Origin of the sequence: Halomonas sp. Bachu 37, assembly GCF_039691755.1 — a bacterium.
GTDB lineage: Bacteria > Pseudomonadota > Gammaproteobacteria > Pseudomonadales > Halomonadaceae > Vreelandella > Vreelandella kashgarensis.
On the sequence record NZ_CP137552.1, the window covers coordinates 2625527 to 2643872 of the forward strand.

At 58.0% G+C, this 18346-nt stretch carries 18 protein-coding genes and 5 tRNA genes; 14 read left to right on the forward strand and 9 right to left on the reverse strand.

All coding sequences use genetic code 11. The features are described 5' to 3' along the window. The first annotated feature begins 5 nt into the window (after nucleotides 1-5). Together glcF and R5M92_RS12090 are read left to right on the forward strand one after the other, a co-directional pair. Nucleotides 6-1235 carry a glycolate oxidase subunit GlcF gene (gene glcF / locus R5M92_RS12085; RefSeq protein WP_346796199.1) on the forward strand — a complete coding sequence of 410 codons (1230 nt, stop codon included), beginning with the start codon at nucleotides 6-8 and terminating at the stop codon, nucleotides 1233-1235. 96 nt (nucleotides 1236-1331) lie between these two features. After that, entirely contained in the window at nucleotides 1332-1736 is a 405-nt protein-coding gene (locus R5M92_RS12090) for a heme-binding protein (protein ID WP_346796200.1), read from the forward strand. Between the two features lie 59 nt (nucleotides 1737-1795). Here the strand turns inward: R5M92_RS12090 and R5M92_RS12095 are convergent. The 6 genes from R5M92_RS12095 to R5M92_RS12120 all read right to left on the reverse strand — a co-directional run bounded on the left by R5M92_RS12095 (nucleotide 1796) and on the right by R5M92_RS12120 (nucleotide 2929). Next, nucleotides 1796-1872, reverse strand: a tRNA-Asp gene (locus R5M92_RS12095). 3 nt (nucleotides 1873-1875) lie between these two features. Beyond that, nucleotides 1876-1952, reverse strand: a tRNA-Val gene (locus R5M92_RS12100). A gap of 42 nt (nucleotides 1953-1994) precedes the next feature. Beyond that, nucleotides 1995-2071 (reverse strand) — tRNA-Asp (locus R5M92_RS12105). 44 nt (nucleotides 2072-2115) lie between these two features. Then, nucleotides 2116-2192: transfer RNA gene (locus tag R5M92_RS12110), tRNA-Asp, on the reverse strand. An 83-nt stretch (nucleotides 2193-2275) separates the two neighbouring features. After that, nucleotides 2276-2351 (reverse strand) — tRNA-Val (locus R5M92_RS12115). Nucleotides 2352-2803: 452 nt separating this feature from the next. Then, nucleotides 2804-2929: a hypothetical protein gene (locus tag R5M92_RS12120; RefSeq protein ID WP_346796201.1), complete on the reverse strand. Its 126-nt coding sequence runs from the start codon at nucleotides 2927-2929 to the stop codon at nucleotides 2804-2806. Between the two features lie 35 nt (nucleotides 2930-2964). On the opposite strand from R5M92_RS12120, the gene ccoN reads away from it, so the two are divergent. The 11 genes from ccoN to fnr all read left to right on the forward strand — a co-directional run bounded on the left by ccoN (nucleotide 2965) and on the right by fnr (nucleotide 14116). Next, nucleotides 2965-4392: a cytochrome-c oxidase, cbb3-type subunit I gene (gene ccoN, locus R5M92_RS12125; protein ID WP_346796202.1), complete on the forward strand. Its 1428-nt coding sequence runs from the start codon at nucleotides 2965-2967 to the stop codon at nucleotides 4390-4392. An 18-nt stretch (nucleotides 4393-4410) separates the two neighbouring features. Beyond that, complete coding sequence (gene ccoO / locus R5M92_RS12130; protein WP_346796203.1) at nucleotides 4411-5019, forward strand: cytochrome-c oxidase, cbb3-type subunit II; 609 nt, start codon at nucleotides 4411-4413, stop codon at nucleotides 5017-5019. Between the two features lie 3 nt (nucleotides 5020-5022). Continuing rightward, on the forward strand, nucleotides 5023-5241 hold the full coding sequence (locus R5M92_RS12135; RefSeq protein ID WP_346796204.1) for a cbb3-type cytochrome c oxidase subunit 3: 219 nt from the start codon (nucleotides 5023-5025) through the stop codon (nucleotides 5239-5241). Further along, the gene (ccoP, locus tag R5M92_RS12140; RefSeq protein WP_346796205.1) at nucleotides 5238-6167 is read left to right on the forward strand and encodes a cytochrome-c oxidase, cbb3-type subunit III; all 930 of its coding nucleotides are present in this window, start codon (nucleotides 5238-5240) and stop codon (nucleotides 6165-6167) included. The genes R5M92_RS12135 and ccoP overlap by 4 nt, the downstream gene beginning before the upstream one ends. Nucleotides 6168-6295: 128 nt before the next feature. Beyond that, nucleotides 6296-7726, forward strand: coding sequence for a cytochrome c oxidase accessory protein CcoG (gene ccoG / locus R5M92_RS12145; protein WP_346796206.1), 1431 nt, complete (start codon nucleotides 6296-6298; stop codon nucleotides 7724-7726). A gap of 2 nt (nucleotides 7727-7728) precedes the next feature. Further along, nucleotides 7729-8241 (forward strand): FixH family protein, encoded by a 513-nt coding sequence (locus R5M92_RS12150; RefSeq protein ID WP_346796207.1) that lies wholly within the window; start codon nucleotides 7729-7731, stop codon nucleotides 8239-8241. 72 nt (nucleotides 8242-8313) lie between these two features. Beyond that, nucleotides 8314-10788 carry a heavy metal translocating P-type ATPase gene (locus R5M92_RS12155; RefSeq protein ID WP_346796208.1) on the forward strand — a complete coding sequence of 825 codons (2475 nt, stop codon included), beginning with the start codon at nucleotides 8314-8316 and terminating at the stop codon, nucleotides 10786-10788. Beyond that, nucleotides 10785-11015 (forward strand): cbb3-type cytochrome oxidase assembly protein CcoS, encoded by a 231-nt coding sequence (gene ccoS / locus R5M92_RS12160; protein WP_346796209.1) that lies wholly within the window; start codon nucleotides 10785-10787, stop codon nucleotides 11013-11015. Before R5M92_RS12155 ends, ccoS begins: the two co-directional genes overlap by 4 nt. Further along, nucleotides 10996-11697 carry a sulfite exporter TauE/SafE family protein gene (locus tag R5M92_RS12165; RefSeq protein ID WP_346796210.1) on the forward strand — a complete coding sequence of 234 codons (702 nt, stop codon included), beginning with the start codon at nucleotides 10996-10998 and terminating at the stop codon, nucleotides 11695-11697. Before ccoS ends, R5M92_RS12165 begins: the two co-directional genes overlap by 20 nt. 90 nt (nucleotides 11698-11787) lie before the next feature. Beyond that, nucleotides 11788-13206 carry an oxygen-independent coproporphyrinogen III oxidase gene (gene hemN / locus R5M92_RS12170; protein WP_346796211.1) on the forward strand — a complete coding sequence of 473 codons (1419 nt, stop codon included), beginning with the start codon at nucleotides 11788-11790 and terminating at the stop codon, nucleotides 13204-13206. Nucleotides 13207-13363: 157 nt separating this feature from the next. Beyond that, on the forward strand, nucleotides 13364-14116 hold the full coding sequence (gene fnr, locus R5M92_RS12175; protein ID WP_346796212.1) for a fumarate/nitrate reduction transcriptional regulator Fnr: 753 nt from the start codon (nucleotides 13364-13366) through the stop codon (nucleotides 14114-14116). On the opposite strand, the gene ttcA is transcribed toward fnr, so the two are convergent. From ttcA to R5M92_RS12190, 3 genes are all read right to left on the reverse strand, one after another. Next, complete coding sequence (gene ttcA, locus R5M92_RS12180) at nucleotides 14103-15011, reverse strand: tRNA 2-thiocytidine(32) synthetase TtcA (RefSeq protein ID WP_346796213.1); 909 nt, start codon at nucleotides 15009-15011, stop codon at nucleotides 14103-14105. The two genes, fnr and ttcA, sit on opposite strands and share 14 nt — an antisense overlap. Nucleotides 15012-15118: 107 nt before the next feature. Continuing rightward, nucleotides 15119-15736: a 3'-5' exonuclease gene (locus tag R5M92_RS12185; RefSeq protein ID WP_346796214.1), complete on the reverse strand. Its 618-nt coding sequence runs from the start codon at nucleotides 15734-15736 to the stop codon at nucleotides 15119-15121. 46 nt (nucleotides 15737-15782) lie between these two features. Continuing rightward, nucleotides 15783-17603, reverse strand: coding sequence for a putative nucleotidyltransferase substrate binding domain-containing protein (locus R5M92_RS12190; protein WP_346796215.1), 1821 nt, complete (start codon nucleotides 17601-17603; stop codon nucleotides 15783-15785). Between the two features lie 477 nt (nucleotides 17604-18080). Between R5M92_RS12190 and R5M92_RS12195 the strand changes: the two genes are divergently transcribed. Next, nucleotides 18081-18341 (forward strand): DUF4212 domain-containing protein, encoded by a 261-nt coding sequence (locus R5M92_RS12195; RefSeq protein ID WP_346796216.1) that lies wholly within the window; start codon nucleotides 18081-18083, stop codon nucleotides 18339-18341. Nucleotides 18342-18346: the final 5 nt, after the last annotated feature.

Consider the following 18346-nt stretch of genomic DNA (forward strand, 5'->3'; position numbering starts at 1 on the left):
TGACGATGCAGACGCACTTTACCGACGCCGATCGCCAGAAGCCGCACATCCAGGAAGCCGAGCGCATCCTGCGAACCTGTGTGCATTGCGGTTTTTGCAACGCTACCTGCCCGACCTACCAGCTGCTGGGCGATGAACGCGACGGCCCACGCGGGCGCATCTACTTGATGAAGGAGTTGCTCGAGAGCCCCGAAGACGACACCCAAGTCACGGAAGAGACCCGCCTGCACCTGGATCGCTGCCTGACCTGCCGCAACTGTGAAACCACCTGTCCGTCGGGTGTCGAGTATCACAAGCTGCTGGATATCGGACGCGCGGAGATCGAGCGTCGCGTACCCCGCTCGCTGCCGGATCGCGCCCTGCGCTACGGCTTGCGCAAGGCACTGGTGGAACCGAAACGCTTCCAGGCATTGCTCAGTCTCGGCCAGACGTTCAAGCCGCTGGTTCCCGGCGCGCTGAAAAGCAAGATGCCGCCCAAGCCCATCGATGCCGGACAACGCCCGGCCCCGGCGCACAGCCGGCGCATGCTGATACTGGAGGGCTGCGTGCAGCCGGGCTTGTCGCCCAATACCAATGCCGCCACGGCGCGCGTGCTGGATAAGCTGAATGTCAGCGTCACGCCGGTCGCCGAGGCCGGTTGCTGCGGCGCCATCGATTTCCACCTCAATGCCCAGGACGCTGGCCGTGCCCGCATGCGTGCCAATATAGATGCCTGGTGGCCGCAGGTGGAACAGGGCGCGGAAGCGATCGTGCAGACCGCCAGCGGGTGCGGCGCCTTCGTCAAGGAGTATGGCGACATGCTCAAGGACGATCCCGCCTATGCAAGCAAGGCGGCACGTATCAGCGAGCTGGCCAAGGATCTGGTAGAAATTCTTCGCGATGAAAAACTCGAGACGTTAACGGCCAAGGAGACGCAACGCCTGGCCTTTCACTGCCCCTGCACATTGCAACACGCGCAGAAGCTCGGCGGCGCCGTCGAGGGCGTCCTGACCCGGCTAGGCTTTTCCTTGACCCCGGTTGCCGATGCCCACCTGTGCTGCGGCTCGGCGGGTACCTATTCGGTCACTCAACCCGAACTTGCCACCCAGCTTCGTGACAACAAGCTCAACGCCCTGGAAGCCGGTGACCCCGAGGTAATCGTTACCGCCAATATCGGCTGCCAGACTCATCTCGCCAGTGCCAATCGAACACCGGTACGGCACTGGATCGAAATCGTCGATGCCGCCATCGCGTGATAATCACGCCCTTTTCAATACGCAGGCCGATTGTCGCAAAACTCCACAACCGGCCTTGCGAGCGTCAAGTGCAACCACTTAACCCAGGAGACTGCAATGCAAACCAAATCCGTTTTATCCCAGGACGACGTGTCGGCCATCCTCGATGCCGCCCAAAAGGAAGCACAAGCCAACGGCTGGGCGGTTACGGTGGCCGTCAGCGATGACGGCGGCCATTTGCTCGGCCTGCGCCGACTCGATAACGCTGCCCCCATGTCGGCCTATGTAGCGACAGAGAAAGCGCGCAGCGCCGCACTCGGACGCAAGGAAACCAAGATATTCGAGGACATGATCAACAACGGCCGCAATGCCTTTCTTTCCGCTCCGCTGGAAGGATTGCTTGAGGGTGGCGTCCCGGTGCTGGTGGAAGGCCAGGTGGTGGGCGCCGTGGGCATTTCCGGGGTCAAGCCGGATCAGGATGCCCAGGTGGCCAAGGCGGGGATAGCAGCACTCAACGCCTGAAGCAAACGAAAGCCCCGGATCAGATAGCTGACCCGGGGCTTGGAATTCGTAATGCTAGATGGCGGACCGGACGAGACTCGAACTCGCGACCTCCGGCGTGACAGGCCGGCATTCTAACCAACTGAACTACCGGTCCGCGTGGTGGGTGATACCGGATTCGAACCAGTGACCCCCAGCATGTGAGGCTGGTGCTCTAACCAACTGAGCTAATCACCCCACGCAAAAAGCATTGGATAAATCGGAAGGGTATTGTCGTCATGGCGGACCGGACGAGACTCGAACTCGCGACCTCCGGCGTGACAGGCCGGCATTCTAACCAACTGAACTACCGGTCCGCATTATGACAATACTGAAGAAAAGCGAGACACTGAGGGGATGCTGGCGGACCGGACGAGACTCGAACTCGCGACCTCCGGCGTGACAGGCCGGCATTCTAACCAACTGAACTACCGGTCCGCTATATGCATCTAAACTCTAGACTGCGTTCTTCTTTACTGCTGTTACGACTACCATTCAACATGATCAGATCACTTGCGTGATGGTGGGTGGTACTGGGTTCGAACCAGTGACCCCCAGCTTGTAAGGCTGGTGCTCTCCCAACTGAGCTAACCACCCGCTGGTCACGTGGCGCTGCATTCTACAGAACTACCCGGGGTTGTCAACGCTTTCAACAAGCTTTTTACCAACTTCCCGGCAACACTGCGTGAGCGGGGTGCAGGATGCGTCATGCGTTCCCGTTAGTCAATCCTTATATGCAAACTGGCGACAATATCCGACATCATAGGCGCTTGCATGTCATCCTGTTACTCGGGCCTCTCCTCCACGCCCGAGACCGCCGCTACCATCGCGTGTCAATTTGTCGCATGATCCGTTTGCCGGGCCGATCCCATGCTGCGATAGTCTCGCTCAATATGCGCTATCTCCAGCCTCACCGTTTTCGGCGGAAAAATGCTCAGCGTGGACTAATAGCTTGTTTTTCTCCTGTTTATTTCCTTCGCTGGCTAACTTAACGCTAGCACGAAAGCGTGACCCAAATCATAAGCACCTGGCGAACAGCTAAACATCAATCATACGTCATGCGACGCCTCTTCCCCTTTTGATGTGTTCAGCTTGAAGCTTAGCTGCGCTAGAATCTGCAGCGGATTCTTGACCTGCATCAGCAAGCGGGTGGCCGCATCCGGGCAAAATGCCACGGGTTACACCTAACCGCGTTCGATGGGAACATTAAATGAACACAGCACTAGAACACCCGACCTACAATTACAAGGTAGTGCGGCAGTTCGCGATCATGACAGTGGTGTGGGGCATCGTGGGCATGACTATCGGTGTCATCCTCGCCGCACAACTTGTCTGGCCGCAACTGAACCTCGACCTGCCTTGGATCACGTTTGGACGTCTACGTCCGCTGCATACCAATGCCGTCATTTTCGCCTTCGGTGGTTCGGCACTTTTCGCCACCTCGTACTACGTGGTGCAGCGTACCTGCCAGGCTCGGCTCTTCTCCGACAAGCTTGCTGCCTTTACGTTCTGGGGCTGGCAAGCGGTCATTCTGTCGGCGGTCATCTCCTTGCCTCTCGGTTACACCACCACCAAGGAGTACGCTGAGCTCGAATGGCCGATCAACATCTTGATCGCGGTGGTCTGGATCAGCTACGCCATCGTCTTTCTGATGACGATAAAAAAACGCACGACGTCACATATCTACGTGGCCAACTGGTTCTTTGCAGCCTTCATATTGACCGTGGCAGTGCTGCACATCGTCAATAACGCGGCAATTCCGGTCACGCCGATGTACTCTACCTCAATCTATGCCGGCGCTATCGACGCCATGGTGCAATGGTGGTACGGCCATAATGCGGTAGGCTTCTTCCTGACGGCGGGTTTCCTGGGCATGATGTATTACTTCGTGCCCAAGCAGGCCGAACGCCCCATCTACTCCTACCGTCTTTCCATCGTCCACTTCTGGGCGCTGATCATGGTCTACATGTGGGCCGGCCCGCACCACCTGCACTATACCGCTCTGCCCAACTGGGCCCAGTCACTGGGCATGGTCATGTCGATCATCCTGCTGGCGCCCTCCTGGGGTGGCATGATCAACGGCATGATGACCCTGTCTGGTGCCTGGCATAAGCTGCGTACCGATCCGACACTGCGCTTTCTGGTAGTCGCTCTGTCGTTCTACGGCATGTCCACTTTCGAAGGCCCGATGATGGCCATCAAGACGGTCAATGCCTTGTCGCACTACACAGACTGGACGATCGGCCATGTACATGCCGGCGCCCTGGGCTGGGTGGCAATGATCACTATCGGTTCGATGTATCACCTGATACCGCGACTGTTCGGCCGCATCGAAATGCATTCGGTCAATTTGATCGCCGTGCACTTCTGGCTAGCCACCATCGGCACTGTGCTGTACATCGCCTCGATGTGGGTCAACGGCATCCTGCAAGGCCTGATGTGGCGTGCCATCAATCCGGACGGCACCCTGATGTACACCTTCGTGGAATCTGTGGAAGCTAGCGCGCCAGGATACTTCGTCCGTTTGATTGGCGGCCTGTTCTGGGTTACCGGCATGCTGATCATGGCCTACAACGTGTACATGACGGTCAAGCGCAGCGAAGCCATTCGCCAGCAGCCTGCACCGCAAGCGGCTTAAACGGGGAATACAAGACCAATGAAACACGAGATTGTTGAAAAGAACGTCGGTCTGCTTGCCGTTCTAATCCTGGTGGTGATCAGCTTCGGCGGTCTGGCGGAGGTGGTACCGCTATTCTTCCAGAAGCAGACGACGGAGCCGGTCGAAGGACTCGAGCCGCTATCGGCCCTGGAACTGGAAGGCCGCAACATCTATCGTCGCGAAGGCTGCGTCAGCTGCCACTCCCAGATGATTCGCCCGTTTCGTGCGGAAACCGAGCGTTATGGTCACTACAGTGTAGCTGGCGAGTCGGTCTACGAGCACAACTTCCTATGGGGGTCCAAGCGTACCGGCCCGGATCTGGCGCGCGTGGGCACCCGCTACAGCGATGACTGGCACCGGGCTCACCTGTACAACCCGCGCGATGTAGTTCCCGAATCCGTCATGCCGTCCTACCCCTGGCTATTCGAACGTACCGTCGATGGTGAAGATCTGCCCGCCATGATGCGCACCCTGCGTACCCTGGGAGTCCCCTACACCGACGAACAGATTGCGAATGCCACGAATGAAGTACGCGGCACGCAGGAGATCACTGCACTGATCGCTTACTTGCAGCAACTCGGAACCGTGCTCGAAGGCACACGTTAATTTATGGATACGGGAACCTTTCGCGGTCTCATTACGCTGGTCTTGATCATCGCTTTTCTGGGCATCACCTGGTGGGCCTATTCCAAGCGACGCAAGCCGGACTTCGATGAAGCGGCCGAGCTGCCTTTTGCCGATGATGATGAGCTACCGCACCGTGACAATACCGCCTCACAAGACGATGAGGCGGAGTCCCGCAAAGACAGGGGAGACAAAAACGCATGAACAATCTCTGGGATGACTCCCTACCCGGCTTCTGGAGTGCCTGGATCATCATCATCACGCTGGGCACGATCGCCTTCAGCGCATGGATCCTGTTCGCCAACCGCCGCACTGACAAGACACCGGATGCCGAAGGCAATGTGGAAACCACAGGGCACGCAGCAGATGGAATCGAAGAGTACGACAACGCATTGCCCAAGTGGTGGTTCCAGCTGTTTGTTGCCACTATCGTTTTCTCGCTAGGTTACCTGGTGCTGTACCCGGGGCTGGGCAACTTCGCTGGAGTGCTGGGCTGGACCCAGGAAGGCCAGTGGGAAGAAGAAGTGGCAAGAGCCGAGGAACGCTTCACGCCGATTTTCGCTCAGTACGAAGAAGTTCCCATCCCCGAGCTGGCGCAGGATCCCGAAGCAATGCAGGTGGCCGAACGCATTTATCAAAATAACTGCGCCGTCTGTCATGGCTCCAATGCTCAGGGTGGCTACGGATTTCCTGACCTGACCGATGATGACTGGCTGTACGGCGGAGAGCCGGACAACATTCTGACCACGCTTCACAATGGGCGTAACGGCTTGATGCCTTCATGGCAACAACTGGGGGAGAGAAATATCGAGAACCTGACGCAATTCGTTCTCTCTCTATCCGACCTGGAGCACGACGCCGAACTCGCCAGCCAGGGAGAGTCGACCTTTGGCTCGGTGTGTGCCGCATGCCATGGCCCAAGCGGCACCGGCAACCAGGCTCTCGGCGCACCCAACCTGACCAACGATACCTGGCTGTATCTGGCGCCGGGTCAGGAAGTAGCGGACTCGGTACGCCAGACGCTGCGTAACGGCCGTAACGGTCATATGCCGGCACAAGCCTCTTACATCGGTGAAGAGCGTGTACACCTGGTTGCGGCCTACGTTTACAGCCTTCGCCTACGCGATTGATTTCCTAAGCGTTTTACCATGAAAGGGTGCGGCTTCGAGTCGCACCCTTTCTTGTAGGCGACCATGGGTGGATACAATAGCGGCCTATCCCCTGCAGTTCATCTGCCCTTCAGAGTTACGACACTGCCATGGAAAAAATACCCAGCCAAGATGTAACACCGGATCCGGTGGGCCATCATATGCCCCAGGGTCAGAGCGTCACGCAGGAAATGTATGCCAAACGGCAGCATATCTACGTGCGCGAGATCAAAGGTTTCTTCCAGAAAATTCGCCGCAGTGCCAACTGGGTCTTGATGATGGCTTTTTTCCTTCTCCCCTGGATTCAGTGGGGGGGGCGGCCGCTCATCTGGTTCGACTTGCCAAGCCGGGAATTCCATCTCTTTGCCAGCACTTTCTATCCGCAGGAGTTCATCCTGCTTTCCTGGTTACTGATCATTTGCGCCTTCGGCCTGTTTTTCATTACCGTTTTTGCCGGGCGTGTCTGGTGCGGCTATACCTGTCCGCAGAGCGTATGGACCTATCTGTTCATCTGGGTGGAACATCGCATCGAAGGCCCGCGCAACAAGCGCATCAGGCTCGATAAACAGCCAATGAGCCGTGAGAAGGCCTGGCGCAAGACTGCCAAGCATTCCATCTGGCTGCTGATCGCGCTGGCTACAGGTCTTACCTTTGTCGGTTACTTCACTCCCATACGACAACTGGTCGTGGAGTTGCCTACGCTGGAAGCTCACGGATGGTCGTATTTCTGGGTCGGGTTCTTCCTGGTCTTCACCTACTTGAATGCCGGGTGGCTACGCGAGCAAGTGTGCATCTATATGTGCCCGTACGCCCGTTTCCAGTCGGTAATGTTCGACCGTGACACGCTGATCGTTTCCTATGACGCAGCGCGGGGGGAACAACGGGGCGCACGTAAGCGCGGCATCGATCCCAAGGAAAAAGGGTTGGGGGATTGCATCGACTGCGAACTTTGCGTACAGGTCTGTCCCACCGGCATCGATATCCGCGATGGGCTGCAGTATGAGTGCATTACCTGCGCTGCCTGTATCGATGCCTGCGATAGCGTCATGGACAAGATGGGCTATCCTCGCGGCCTTATACGCTATACCACCGAAAATGCCTTGGAGGGCAAGAAGACCCATATCCTGCGGCCACGGCTACTTGGCTATCTTGCCGCCTTGATCGCCATGGTCGGATTGTTTGCCTGGGCGGTTAGCGACCGGCTGCCACTGGATGTCGATGTGGAACGCGAGCGCACCCAGTTGTATCAAATGACCCGCGACGGACGCATCAGCAATGTCTACACATTGAACGTACGTAACCTGGACGACCGCGACCATACCTATGAACTGGATGTCACGGGCCTCCCGGGGCTTGCCATGGATCGTCAGTCACTTACGGTGGCCGCCGGTGAATCGCGCTTGCTGATCATCGATATCAGCGCCGACCAGGAAGTCATCGAACAGCCCAGCCATTCGCTGACGCTGCATGTCATGTCGCAACAAGACGATAATATACGCCTGGAGCGTGACATACGCTTTCTTGGTAATCTCAGGAGATAAGCATGGCCCCGACTACTTCCGACGTACCTCCCTGGTACAAGCAGTTCTGGCCCTGGTTTCTAATCGGACTGCTGTTCTCGTCGATCGCATTCAGTACGCTGTATCTGGTGATGTCGATTAAATTTTACGATGGCTCGGTGCAACAGGACTACTACAAGGATGGCCTGGCTATCAACGAGCAGTTGGCCAAGCAGGAGCATGCCCAGACCCTGAGTCTGGCAGCCTCCCTGCTGGTAGATTCACGTACCGGGGATATCGTCGTCGACCTGGAAGGCGAGCGTCGCCCCGACCAGCTCCATCTATCGCTTATCTTTCCCACGGCTGGCGGCCGTGATCGGTCATTGGTGCTCGATCATCTCCATGGCGGTCGTTACGTCACGGTCATTGACGAGCCCCTGCGTCATCGCTGGTATCTGCAGCTGCAACCGTCAGCAGGGCGCGATGCTGAATGGCGCCTTACCGGTGAAGCCACCTTCCCCAGCGAGGAGACCATCGACTTGACGCCGGGACTCTAGGGGCTGTTGATATTTTCTTCACGGCCGCGCTTCGTCGAACGTCAACAGCTTCCATCCACTCGACAGGTATCCATGAACGCTCAGGCTCCTTCTGCACAAGACATTACGGCATGTTATCACTGCGGTAATCCGGTGCCTGCGGCGCCAACCTGGACCATTACCCTGGACGAGCAGACTCATCCACTTTGCTGCCCGGGTTGTGAAGCGGTGGCCCACGCCATCGTCGATGGCGGCCTGGAGAGCTATTACCGATTTCGTACGGAGCTTCCCGAACGGCCCGATGACCGTCAGGCGGCCCGGGCGGAAACATGGAGTGTCTTCGACGATCCCGGCCTTCAACAGGAGTTCGTCCACCCCGAAGCGGATCGCGATACCGTCGCGATTACCCTGGCCGTGGAAGGCATTACCTGCGCGGCCTGTGCCTGGCTGATCGAGCACCGCCTGAACGCTTTGCCGGGGGTGGCTTCGAGTGCGGTCAACCTGACGCATCACCGGGTCCGGATCAGCTGGGACCCTCGAGAAATCAAATTATCGCAGCTGCTCGCGGAAATGGCGGGGATCGGCTACCACTCACAGCCTTACGAACCGGATCAGGCGCAAGCAAGGCTGCAATACGAGGAGCGGATGAATGTCCGCCGCCTGATCATCGCCGCCGTGGGCATGATGCAGGTCATGATGTTCTCGATACCCATCTACGTTGCCGCACCGGGCGAGATCAGTGCCGACTTTTATGCGCTTTTTCACTGGCTCTCATTTGCGCTGGCGACACCGGTGGTGTTTTTCTCCGCCATGCCCTTTTTCCGCAATGCCCTGCGCGATCTGAAAACACGCGTGCTGGGTATGGACGTACCGGTTTCCCTGGCCATCGGGGGTGCCTATGTCGCCAGTGGCTACGCCGTGATAAGCGGCCAGGGGGACGTCTATTTCGACTCGGTCGCCATGTTCACCTTCTTCCTGCTTTTCGGGCGTTACGTGGAGGCTCGAGCGAGGCGGCGCAGCGGACATAGCGGCAACGCCCTCGCCGGTGCCCTGCCGCTTTCCGCCATCTCGCTGGACGAGCATGGCAATGAGCGCATCCTGCCGGCATCCGAGCTTCAGGCGGGTGATCTCATTCTGATAAAACCGGGGCACAACGTCCCCGCCGATGGCATCATCGAGCAAGGGGAGTCCAGCCTCGACGAGTCCATGCTGACAGGTGAGTACCTGCCAGTAACCCGGCGGGTCGGTGAAGGTGTGATCGGGGGAAGCCAGAACATGGAGAGCCCCCTTACCGTGCGGGTTACCCATGCTGGCCGGGATGCCCGGGTCGCCGGGATCGTCGATCTTACCGATCGCGCCTTCGCCAGCCGGCCACGCCTGGCGCAACTGGCGGCTCGAATGGCACATCTTTTCGTGCTTCGACTGCTCGTTGTCACTCTCGGGGTGGCCGCGATCTGGTGGTTCATCGATCCATCACGCGTGTTGTGGATCACCCTTTCGGTACTGGTCGTGACCTGTCCTTGTGCCCTCGCCCTGGCCACACCCACCGCGCTGACCGCCGGTCATGGGCAACTGCGCCGCCGCGGTGTGCTGATCACGCGGGCCGACGCCATGGAAACTCTCTCCCAGCTTGACCGCGTCATCTTCGACAAGACCGGCACCTTGACCCGCGGCGAGATGCAGCTGGTCCATACTCAACCTTTGGGAGATATTGATTCTTCACGTGCCTGCACCATCGCGGCAGCGCTGGAAGCTCATTCGGAGCACCCCATTGCCCGCGCCTTCCGCCCCTTCCGTGATGCCACGCTACAAGCTCGCGATGTAATGAGCCATACCGGCCACGGTATTGAGGGCGACATGAACGGTGCTCGTTGGCGCTTGGGCAAACCGCAATTTGCCGCTCCGTCTCACTCGCTTGAGCCGCCCGACGAAGGTTACTGGCTGCTGCTCGCGAAAGAGGGAGAACCATGCGCCTGGTTCGGCCTGCACGACGCCATCCGCGAGGATGCCGGCGAGACAGTGGCGGCACTGCAGGCGGCGGGTCTGGAAGTGGAACTGCTCTCGGGCGATACCTCCCAGGCAGTGGCAAGCCTCGCCCGGCAACTGGGCATCGCTACATGGCAGTCAGGTACCAGTCCGGAAGGCAAGCTCGAGCGCATCCAGGCTCTGCAGGCCGCGGGGGAAACCGTGGCCATGATAGGCGATGGCATCAACGATATTCCGGTCCTGGCCGGTGCCGATGTGGCCATTGCCATGAACGGCGCGACGGACCTGGCGCGCACCAAGGCCGACGCCGTGCTGCTGAGCCCCCGCTTGATGCGTGTTGCCGATGCCGTGGAAATTTCCCGCGCCACCCGACGCGTCATGCGCCAGAACATGGCCTGGTCGGTATGCTACAACTTCTCCGCCCTGCCACTGGCGGCCTTGGGCTTGATACCCCCCTGGGCCGCGGCTATCGGCATGTCGTTGAGTTCATTGATCGTGGTGGGCAATGCCCTGCGCCTGTCGCGTTGGCGCAGAAAGGCGACACCGGCGGCTAACCCATTACCCACTCCGGTGACGTCATGAGCATCCTCTATCTATTGATCCCGCTGTCGCTGATCCTGCTTGGTCTAGCGGTCTGGGCATTTTTCTGGGCAGTTAAAAACGACCAGTTCGATGACCTGGAAGGCCCGGCACACCGTATCCTGTTCGACGAGGATGAAAATGACCTGACCCCGGAGGAGCGTGCACGGCGCCGCTCCCCACCGCCTGCGACAAAGGATACGTCGAACGATGAATCCGACCGGAACTGATCTCCCACCGCTTCTTGCCGCCTTTGTTTTCGGCCTGCTGGGCGGGGCCCACTGCATCGGCATGTGCGGCGGGATCATGAGCGCCCTGACTTTTGCCGTACCGCCCAGCATGCGTCATCCGGCAAGGCTTTCGGGATTACTGCTGGGCTACAATATCGGGCGCATCTCGAGCTATATGCTGGCAGGCGCGCTGGTGGCGGGGCTGGGCACGCTCCTGGCATTGTCTCCGCTCGCGGGCCGGATGCTTCAAGGCTTCGCCGCCGTGATGCTGATTTTGATGGCGCTATATATCGCCGACTGGTGGAAAGGCTTGCTCAAGGTGGAAGCCGTGGGCAAGCGCCTGTGGCGTTACCTGGAGCCGCTGGGGAGGCGTTTGATTCCGGTGGTCCGCATTCCCCAGGCCGTCATGCTGGGCGCGGTGTGGGGCTGGCTGCCGTGTGGGCTGGTCTATTCCATGCTCGCCTGGAGCCTGGCGATTGCCGACCCCTGGCAAGGCGCTGCTCTGATGGGGGCTTTCGGCTTAGGCACATTGCCGGCGCTGCTGGTCACCGGCATGGCCGCTCGACAGTTAAGTGGTCTGATACGGCACCGAGCCACCCGCACCATCGCCGCCCTGAGCATCATTGCATTTGCCTTGTGGCAGTTATGGTCAATCTCCACCATCTCTTCTGGCGCGCATTAGTGAACACTACGCTTCCTTGACCCAGCTCAACCCCTTCATTCAACGGAGGGACTAGCATCACCGGTATCTTACTGGATACCGGAGCTCTTCATGGCCGCTCAAGCCAACACCGCATGCTCGGCACCAAGCGGAGTCCTGGCCACTCCCGGCTGGGATGAGACGCTACTACGCCGCTATGACCAAAATAGCCCTCGTTACACGTCCTATCCCACCGCCCTGTCGTTTCACGAGGGGTTCGGTGAGCATGGCTTCACTGCTGCACTCGAACGGAGCAATGACAGCGGCCGCTCCCTGTCGCTTTATCTGCATATCCCATTCTGTCGCAATATCTGCTTCTATTGCGCGCGCAACAAGATCACCACTCAGGCTACCGATCCGGTGGAGCCCTATGTGTCACGCCTCGATCGGGAGATGGTGCTTACCTCGCGCCATCTGGATTCATCGCGTGCGGTGGAACAACTCCATTGGGGCGGCGGCACCCCCACGTTCCTGACATTGAGCCAGATGAGCGATCTGGTAGATCGCCTGGATGCTCGCTTCGGTCTGTCCAGCTCTCCGGACCGCGACTACGCAATCGAGATCGACCCGCGCGAAGCCGACGTGTTTACCCTGCGCCACATTCAAGCCTTGGGCTTCAATCGCATCAGTCTCGGTGTACAGGATCTCGATACTCGGGTTCAGCAAGCCATGAACCGGCTCCAGCCCCGCGTGCTGACCGAAACGTTGATGGAAGAGGCCTACCGTCTCGGCTTTCGCTCGCTGAACCTGGACCTGATCTACGGCTTGCCGTTTCAGACCCGTGACAGCTTTGCCAATACCCTGGAGCAGGTAATTGCGTTGAATCCGGCTCGGCTCTCTGTGTTCAATTACGCGCATATGCCCGAGCGCTTCTTCCCTCAACGACGCATCAACAAGGAAGATCTTCCCGGTCCCGAAGAGAAACTGGCCATCCTGCAGACTACCATCGAGATGCTCACTCAGGCAGGCTACGTGCATATCGGCATGGATCATTTCGCGCGACCCGATGACAGTCTCGTCACTGCCCAGCGGCAAGGGACGCTCCAGCGCAACTTTCAGGGCTATTCAAGCCATGCCCAGTGTGACCTGGTCGGCCTGGGCGTCTCGGCTATCAGTCGGGTGGATGATGTCTATGCTCAGAACCCGACTCACCTAGCGGGCTACGAAGAGGCGTTGGATAACGGGCACCTGGCAACGGCACGCGGGCTGCGCTTGAGCCGTGACGATCTGATTCGTCGCCACGCCATCGAGCGGCTGATGTGCGATATGGCGCTGGATCTGGACCAGTTGGGGCAGACGTGGAGTGTCGATGGGGTCGCTTACCTGGCGGATGCGGTGAGCAAACTGGAGGAGGCGGAGCGGGATGGTCTTGTCAGACGCGACGGGAACCGCTTTACGGCAACTGCCATAGGACGGCTAATGATTCGTCATCTGGCCATGGCGTTCGATACCCATTTGCAACATGGCCAGTGCTATTCGCGTATCATGTAATTGGCCCGCACCAAGAGACTACGACTTTTTTCATAAACTCAATTAATTAAGCTTGATCAAAATTTTACTTCATTTGCGCTACATATCGACACATCAGTGCTTGCCGCCAGCGCTTAATTCTCCATAATGGTCGTAACCATCCATTATGGAGGAACCCATGCCGGATACCATGAGTCGACGGCGAGCCATGTTACATGAGACTCGTTGCCAAACCTGCAGTCTCAGCTCGCTGTGCCTACCGCTGGCCCTCGCAGTGGAAGACATGGGCCAGTTCGATGCCATCATCCGCCGCCGAGCACCGCTCAAGAAAGGTGAGCCTTTGCTACGCCAGGGAGACGCTTTCACCAGCGTGTTTGCCGTGCGTTCCGGTAGCCTCAAGCAAGTCACCACCGAAGGTAACGGCAACGACCAGCTCACCAACTTTTTCTTGCCCAGCGAGCTGGTAGGCCTGGACGGCATCGACGAACAACATTATCCGGGTAGTGTCATCGCCCTGGAGACCACCACGGTCTGCGAGATTCCTTTCGACAGGCTGGACCTGCTGTCGGAGGAACTTCCCGAGCTTCGCGGCCAGCTATACCGCAGCATGAGCAAGGAATTGCGCGATGACCGGCGCATGATGCGCCTGCTCTCACGCAAGACCGCCGATCAACGCTTGGCAAGTTTTCTCACTACTCTGTCCGACCGTTTCCGCCGGCGCGGCTACTCCCCGTACAGCTTCAGGCTATCCATGTCGCGTGCAGACATCGGCAATTACCTGGGCCTGGCAGTGGAAACTGTCAGCCGCATCCTTAGCCGATTTCAGACCCAGCATGTGGTGGCGGTCTCGGGGCGCGAAGTCAATATTCTGGATATGCCGGCTTTGATTTCACTAGCTGAGGAAGAACAGCAGGAAATCAGCCCAGGTTAAAGGCATCGATACGGCTGGCTTTCAAGTCAGCCTGCCTGGCCTCCAGACCAGCAAAATCGAACAAGTCGCGATCCGCCAGCTGCGACGGCGCAACATTGGTCACCGCCTTGAACATGCTCTCAAGTCGACCCGGATATTTCCTGTCCCACTCCATCAGCATCTCCTTGGCCAGTTGCCGTTGGAGATTGGGCTGGGAGCCGCACAGGTTGCAGGGGATGATGGGGAACTGCATGAGACGGGAAAATTCGGCAATATCGCTCTCCTTGCAGTAAGCCAGGGGGCGAATCAGGATATTGCGACCATCATCCGAGAGCAGCTTGGGTGGCATCGCCTTCAGGCTGCCGCCAAAGAAAAGATTCAGGAAAAGCGTCTCCAGGATATCTTCCCGATGATGACCCAGTGCAATCTTGGTCGCACCTATCTCCTCGGCGAAGCCGTAAAGCGAACCACGCCGCAAGCGCGAGCACAGGGCACAGGTGGTCTTGCCTTCCGGAGTTTTCTCCTTGACTACCGAATACGTATCCCGCTCGAGAATGTGATACTCCACCCCTAAGCCTTCCAGATAGGCAGGCAGCACATGCTCGGGGAACCCCGGCTGTTTCTGATCCAGGTTGACCGCCACCAGGGAGAAATCAACCGGCGCATTGCGCTGCAGGTTGCGCAGAATCTCAAGCAGGGTGTAGCTGTCCTTTCCGCCTGAAAGACACACCATCACCCTGTCGCCTTCCTGGATCATCGAATAATCGATGATGGCGTTGCCCGCTTGCCGGCGCAGACGCTTTTGCAACTTGTTGAATTCGCGCTTTTGTCGGGCCTTGGCTTCTTCCGGTATCGCCTTCGGTGATGGCGTGGAGAGATGAGACGTCCGAGGATCAAACTGTTTAGCTTGGTGCATGGGGGCTGCCGGTCACTGGATTGTCGAAGGCGCATTCTAGCAACACTCCCCCCTTGGCTACCAATATCATGCCAGCCTTTATCGGGCCCACCGCCTATCGTCTCGGTTCACCCGCTCGCGGTGAGAGCTCGCTGCTGACGCATGTAGATCAAGGCTGTCGTGGTGGCGTCCGCCAATGCTTCCGGAGAAGCCAACCGGGGAATATTCCACTGCCGAGCCACTTGGGACAAACGTGGCAGGAGCTCGACTTGCGGGTGCAACCGGCGTAGCTGACGCATGTGCAACTGGGCAACATCGATCTGAGCATTGGGCAATTCAAACCCCAGCTGCCGCTCCAGATATTGATTCAATACCGCCAGGCCGCTTTCCAGACGCCACCCGACCAAGGGGCGTGTGCCGATAAAAGCAAGCAGCTTTTCCAATGCCTCATCGCAAGGCAGCATCGCATCGAAATCCACTCCCTCCAGTTGAAGGTGGAAGACAGTCTTGCGACTCAACGCCTGCCGAGGGAGGATATGCAATATCTGGGCGCCGCTGGTCAGGACACGATCTTGACGAACCTTGACCATGGCGATGGTAAATAGCTCCCCCGCCCCCCCTGCGTCACGTGTGGTCCGACAGTCGATGGCCACCAGCTCATCGCCGGTATAAGGCTGGAAAAGCCAGGCATAAGGCGACTTGGCGTAACGTCGGCGATTACTCTCGCGACGCAGTGCTTTCAACATGTTCGGACTCCCTGTAAGTGTGGCTCCGCCCTGTCCCAGGCACGGCTCATGAGTATTCTAGGTGGTACCGGTGGGATAGCCGTTGCTTGAAATCCTTGACGATATGTAGTGCTTCACGCAGCAGGTCCCGCTCCAGCGACGACAGTTCCTGCACCACGACGCGCTCGGACCGGCTTTCGTCACCGTCGCCTTCCAACTGGGCCAATTGCTGCTTTAGACGCAGCTCGGTAAAAAGTGCCAGGGCTTCACCCAAATCCTCGGCAAAACGCTTTTCCAGCCGTCCATCGATCACCAGCGCCTCCAGACGCTCCAGTGTGGAAGTCGCCGTGATGCGTCGCTCCAGAGCCATGGTGCGCACCCCGTGGACGATGGGAAAGATCCCGCCTTTCTTGATATCGATACCGTGTTGCGGCTTTTTCAAAGAACCGAACAGAGTCAGCGGTGTGGAGAAGCGCAGCGCGGTACGGGCGAAGTAGGAAAGCAGAATTTCATCCCGCGAACAGCGCTCGAACAACTCCTCCCGCACTCGCTCGAGCAACTTGGGATTACCTGCAACGGCATGGGAATCCAGCATGATTGCTAGTTTCATCAGACTATCGCCATCGCGGGCACTGGCCCAGCGGGCAATGTTGCCCTTCCATTGGCTTTCCGTGGCTACCCACTCGGGATTGGAAACCATGATGTTGCCGGGACATGGTGGGTATCCCAGTGCCACCAGTGTACGGGTCACTTCTTCCATGGCGGGGGCCATATCCGGCCACTCCAGGCTGTCGGGGAGGATCAAGCCATTATCCTGATCGGTTTTGAGTATCTGCTCGCCCCGCCCTTCACTACCCATCACCATGAGACAGCTTTCACTGCGGTAGGGTGCCTCGACCACGAATTCCCACGCCTTGTTGATGATTCGCCCATTGAGCGCGGCCAGCAGGTCCATGGCAAAGCGTAGCTTGACTCCTTGGGCCATCAGCGCCTTGACCAGTTCCGGTGTGCGCCGACTTGCCGCCGCCAGCTCTTCGAGAGTCGCGGCTTGTTCAACCTGCAGGCTGACCACATAACTGCGGCTGGAGAAAAAGCTCAGCACGTCGGTAAGCTCCACCACACCGGCGGCTTCGTCGCCCTCCATCACCACGACACGCGATACCTTGTGCCGCGTCATGGCCACCAGTGCCTCGAACAGGTATTGATCGGCCGAGGAGGTAATCAAGGTGAAATGGGCGATCCGTTCGATCGGGTCTTGCTGGGCCATACCCTTGATCACCAGGGCATTGAGCAAGTCCGTCTTGGTGACCATGCCGACCCCTTGGTCACTTTTCACCAGTAGACTGTCGGCATGCCCTTCATTGAGCCTGGGAACCGCGTCGGCAATGGAGAGCGAGGCGTCCACCATCAACGGAGCACGCATGCATTCACTGACGGTTGCCAGCATGAAGCCGGCCATTGTCACGCCGCCTTCAGCGCGCTTGTGAGTCAGCAAGCGGGCTTTATGCGCCAAGGTCTGGCGGAAGAAATCATTGAATTCAGGATATTTGCGGCAGAGCTGTTGAAATAGTGCCTTGGGCAGCAGATAGCACAGGCACTCCTGTTCCGCCTGGAATCGATAGCGACTGGTGCCGTTGATGATGCTGATGGCGCCGAACAGATCGCCGGCTGTGTAATGACCTATGCGCGAGTTGGCGGTGGGTAGCGTGGGGTCGAGTTCGGCGACCTCTCCCTTGTGAATCAGAAATACGAACTCGCCGGGCTGGCCTGTTTCGAGAATGATCTCGTCGCGGTCGAAATAAGCCAGGTCGATACCGCTGCGTATCCTTTCCCGTCCTTCATCGTCGAGCAATGTGAAGGGAGGATGAGAGAGATCGATATCCACCATGGCCGTTGCTCCTGGGTCACACTGGTTGAGCCAAGCCACGACGGCCGATAACCGCGAGGGTGGCATTAAGCACTACTGCAACTTTTAGCGAAAAAGAAACGCAATGCATCGTTCAGGCATGCCCAGGCTAAAGCCGGGAGCATGTGACTAAAGGATTAAGACCTTAGTAACGCCCACTAACATTCCGTCTTTACTTACTGCGAAACGATACAGAGCACATCTTGGCAGGATAGCAAAGTCCCGTTTTCTTAAAATACCTAGACTATCGTCTGTATCGCGGAAAAGCCCGGCATCAAGACCAAAAGAGCATACCAACAAGCTGATTTCATGGTATTTTTAAAAAACATTCCGTTGGAATCGTAACCATGATACCAAAGTCTGGGATTTAATTTTGGCGTTTATTGCCCAGTATTATTTGGGGTCATGATAATTCTCAGTGCAATTTCCAAACTTAAATAACAAGTGGAGAGCGACACTATGGCAGATGATAAATCAAATGCTGCTGCTTACTGGTCGGCAAACGTTAAAACAATTGCGGGTTGCCTAGTTGTCTGGGCATTCGTCTCTTATGGCTGTGCCATCCTGTTTCGCCCGTTGCTTGCCGGCATACCCGTCGGCGGTACGGACCTTGGCTTCTGGTTTGCTCAACAGGGCTCAATCTTGACGTTTATCGGCATCATTTTCTTCTACGCCTGGAAAATGAATCAGCTGGATAAAAAGTTCGGCCTCGAGGAGTAAGTCAG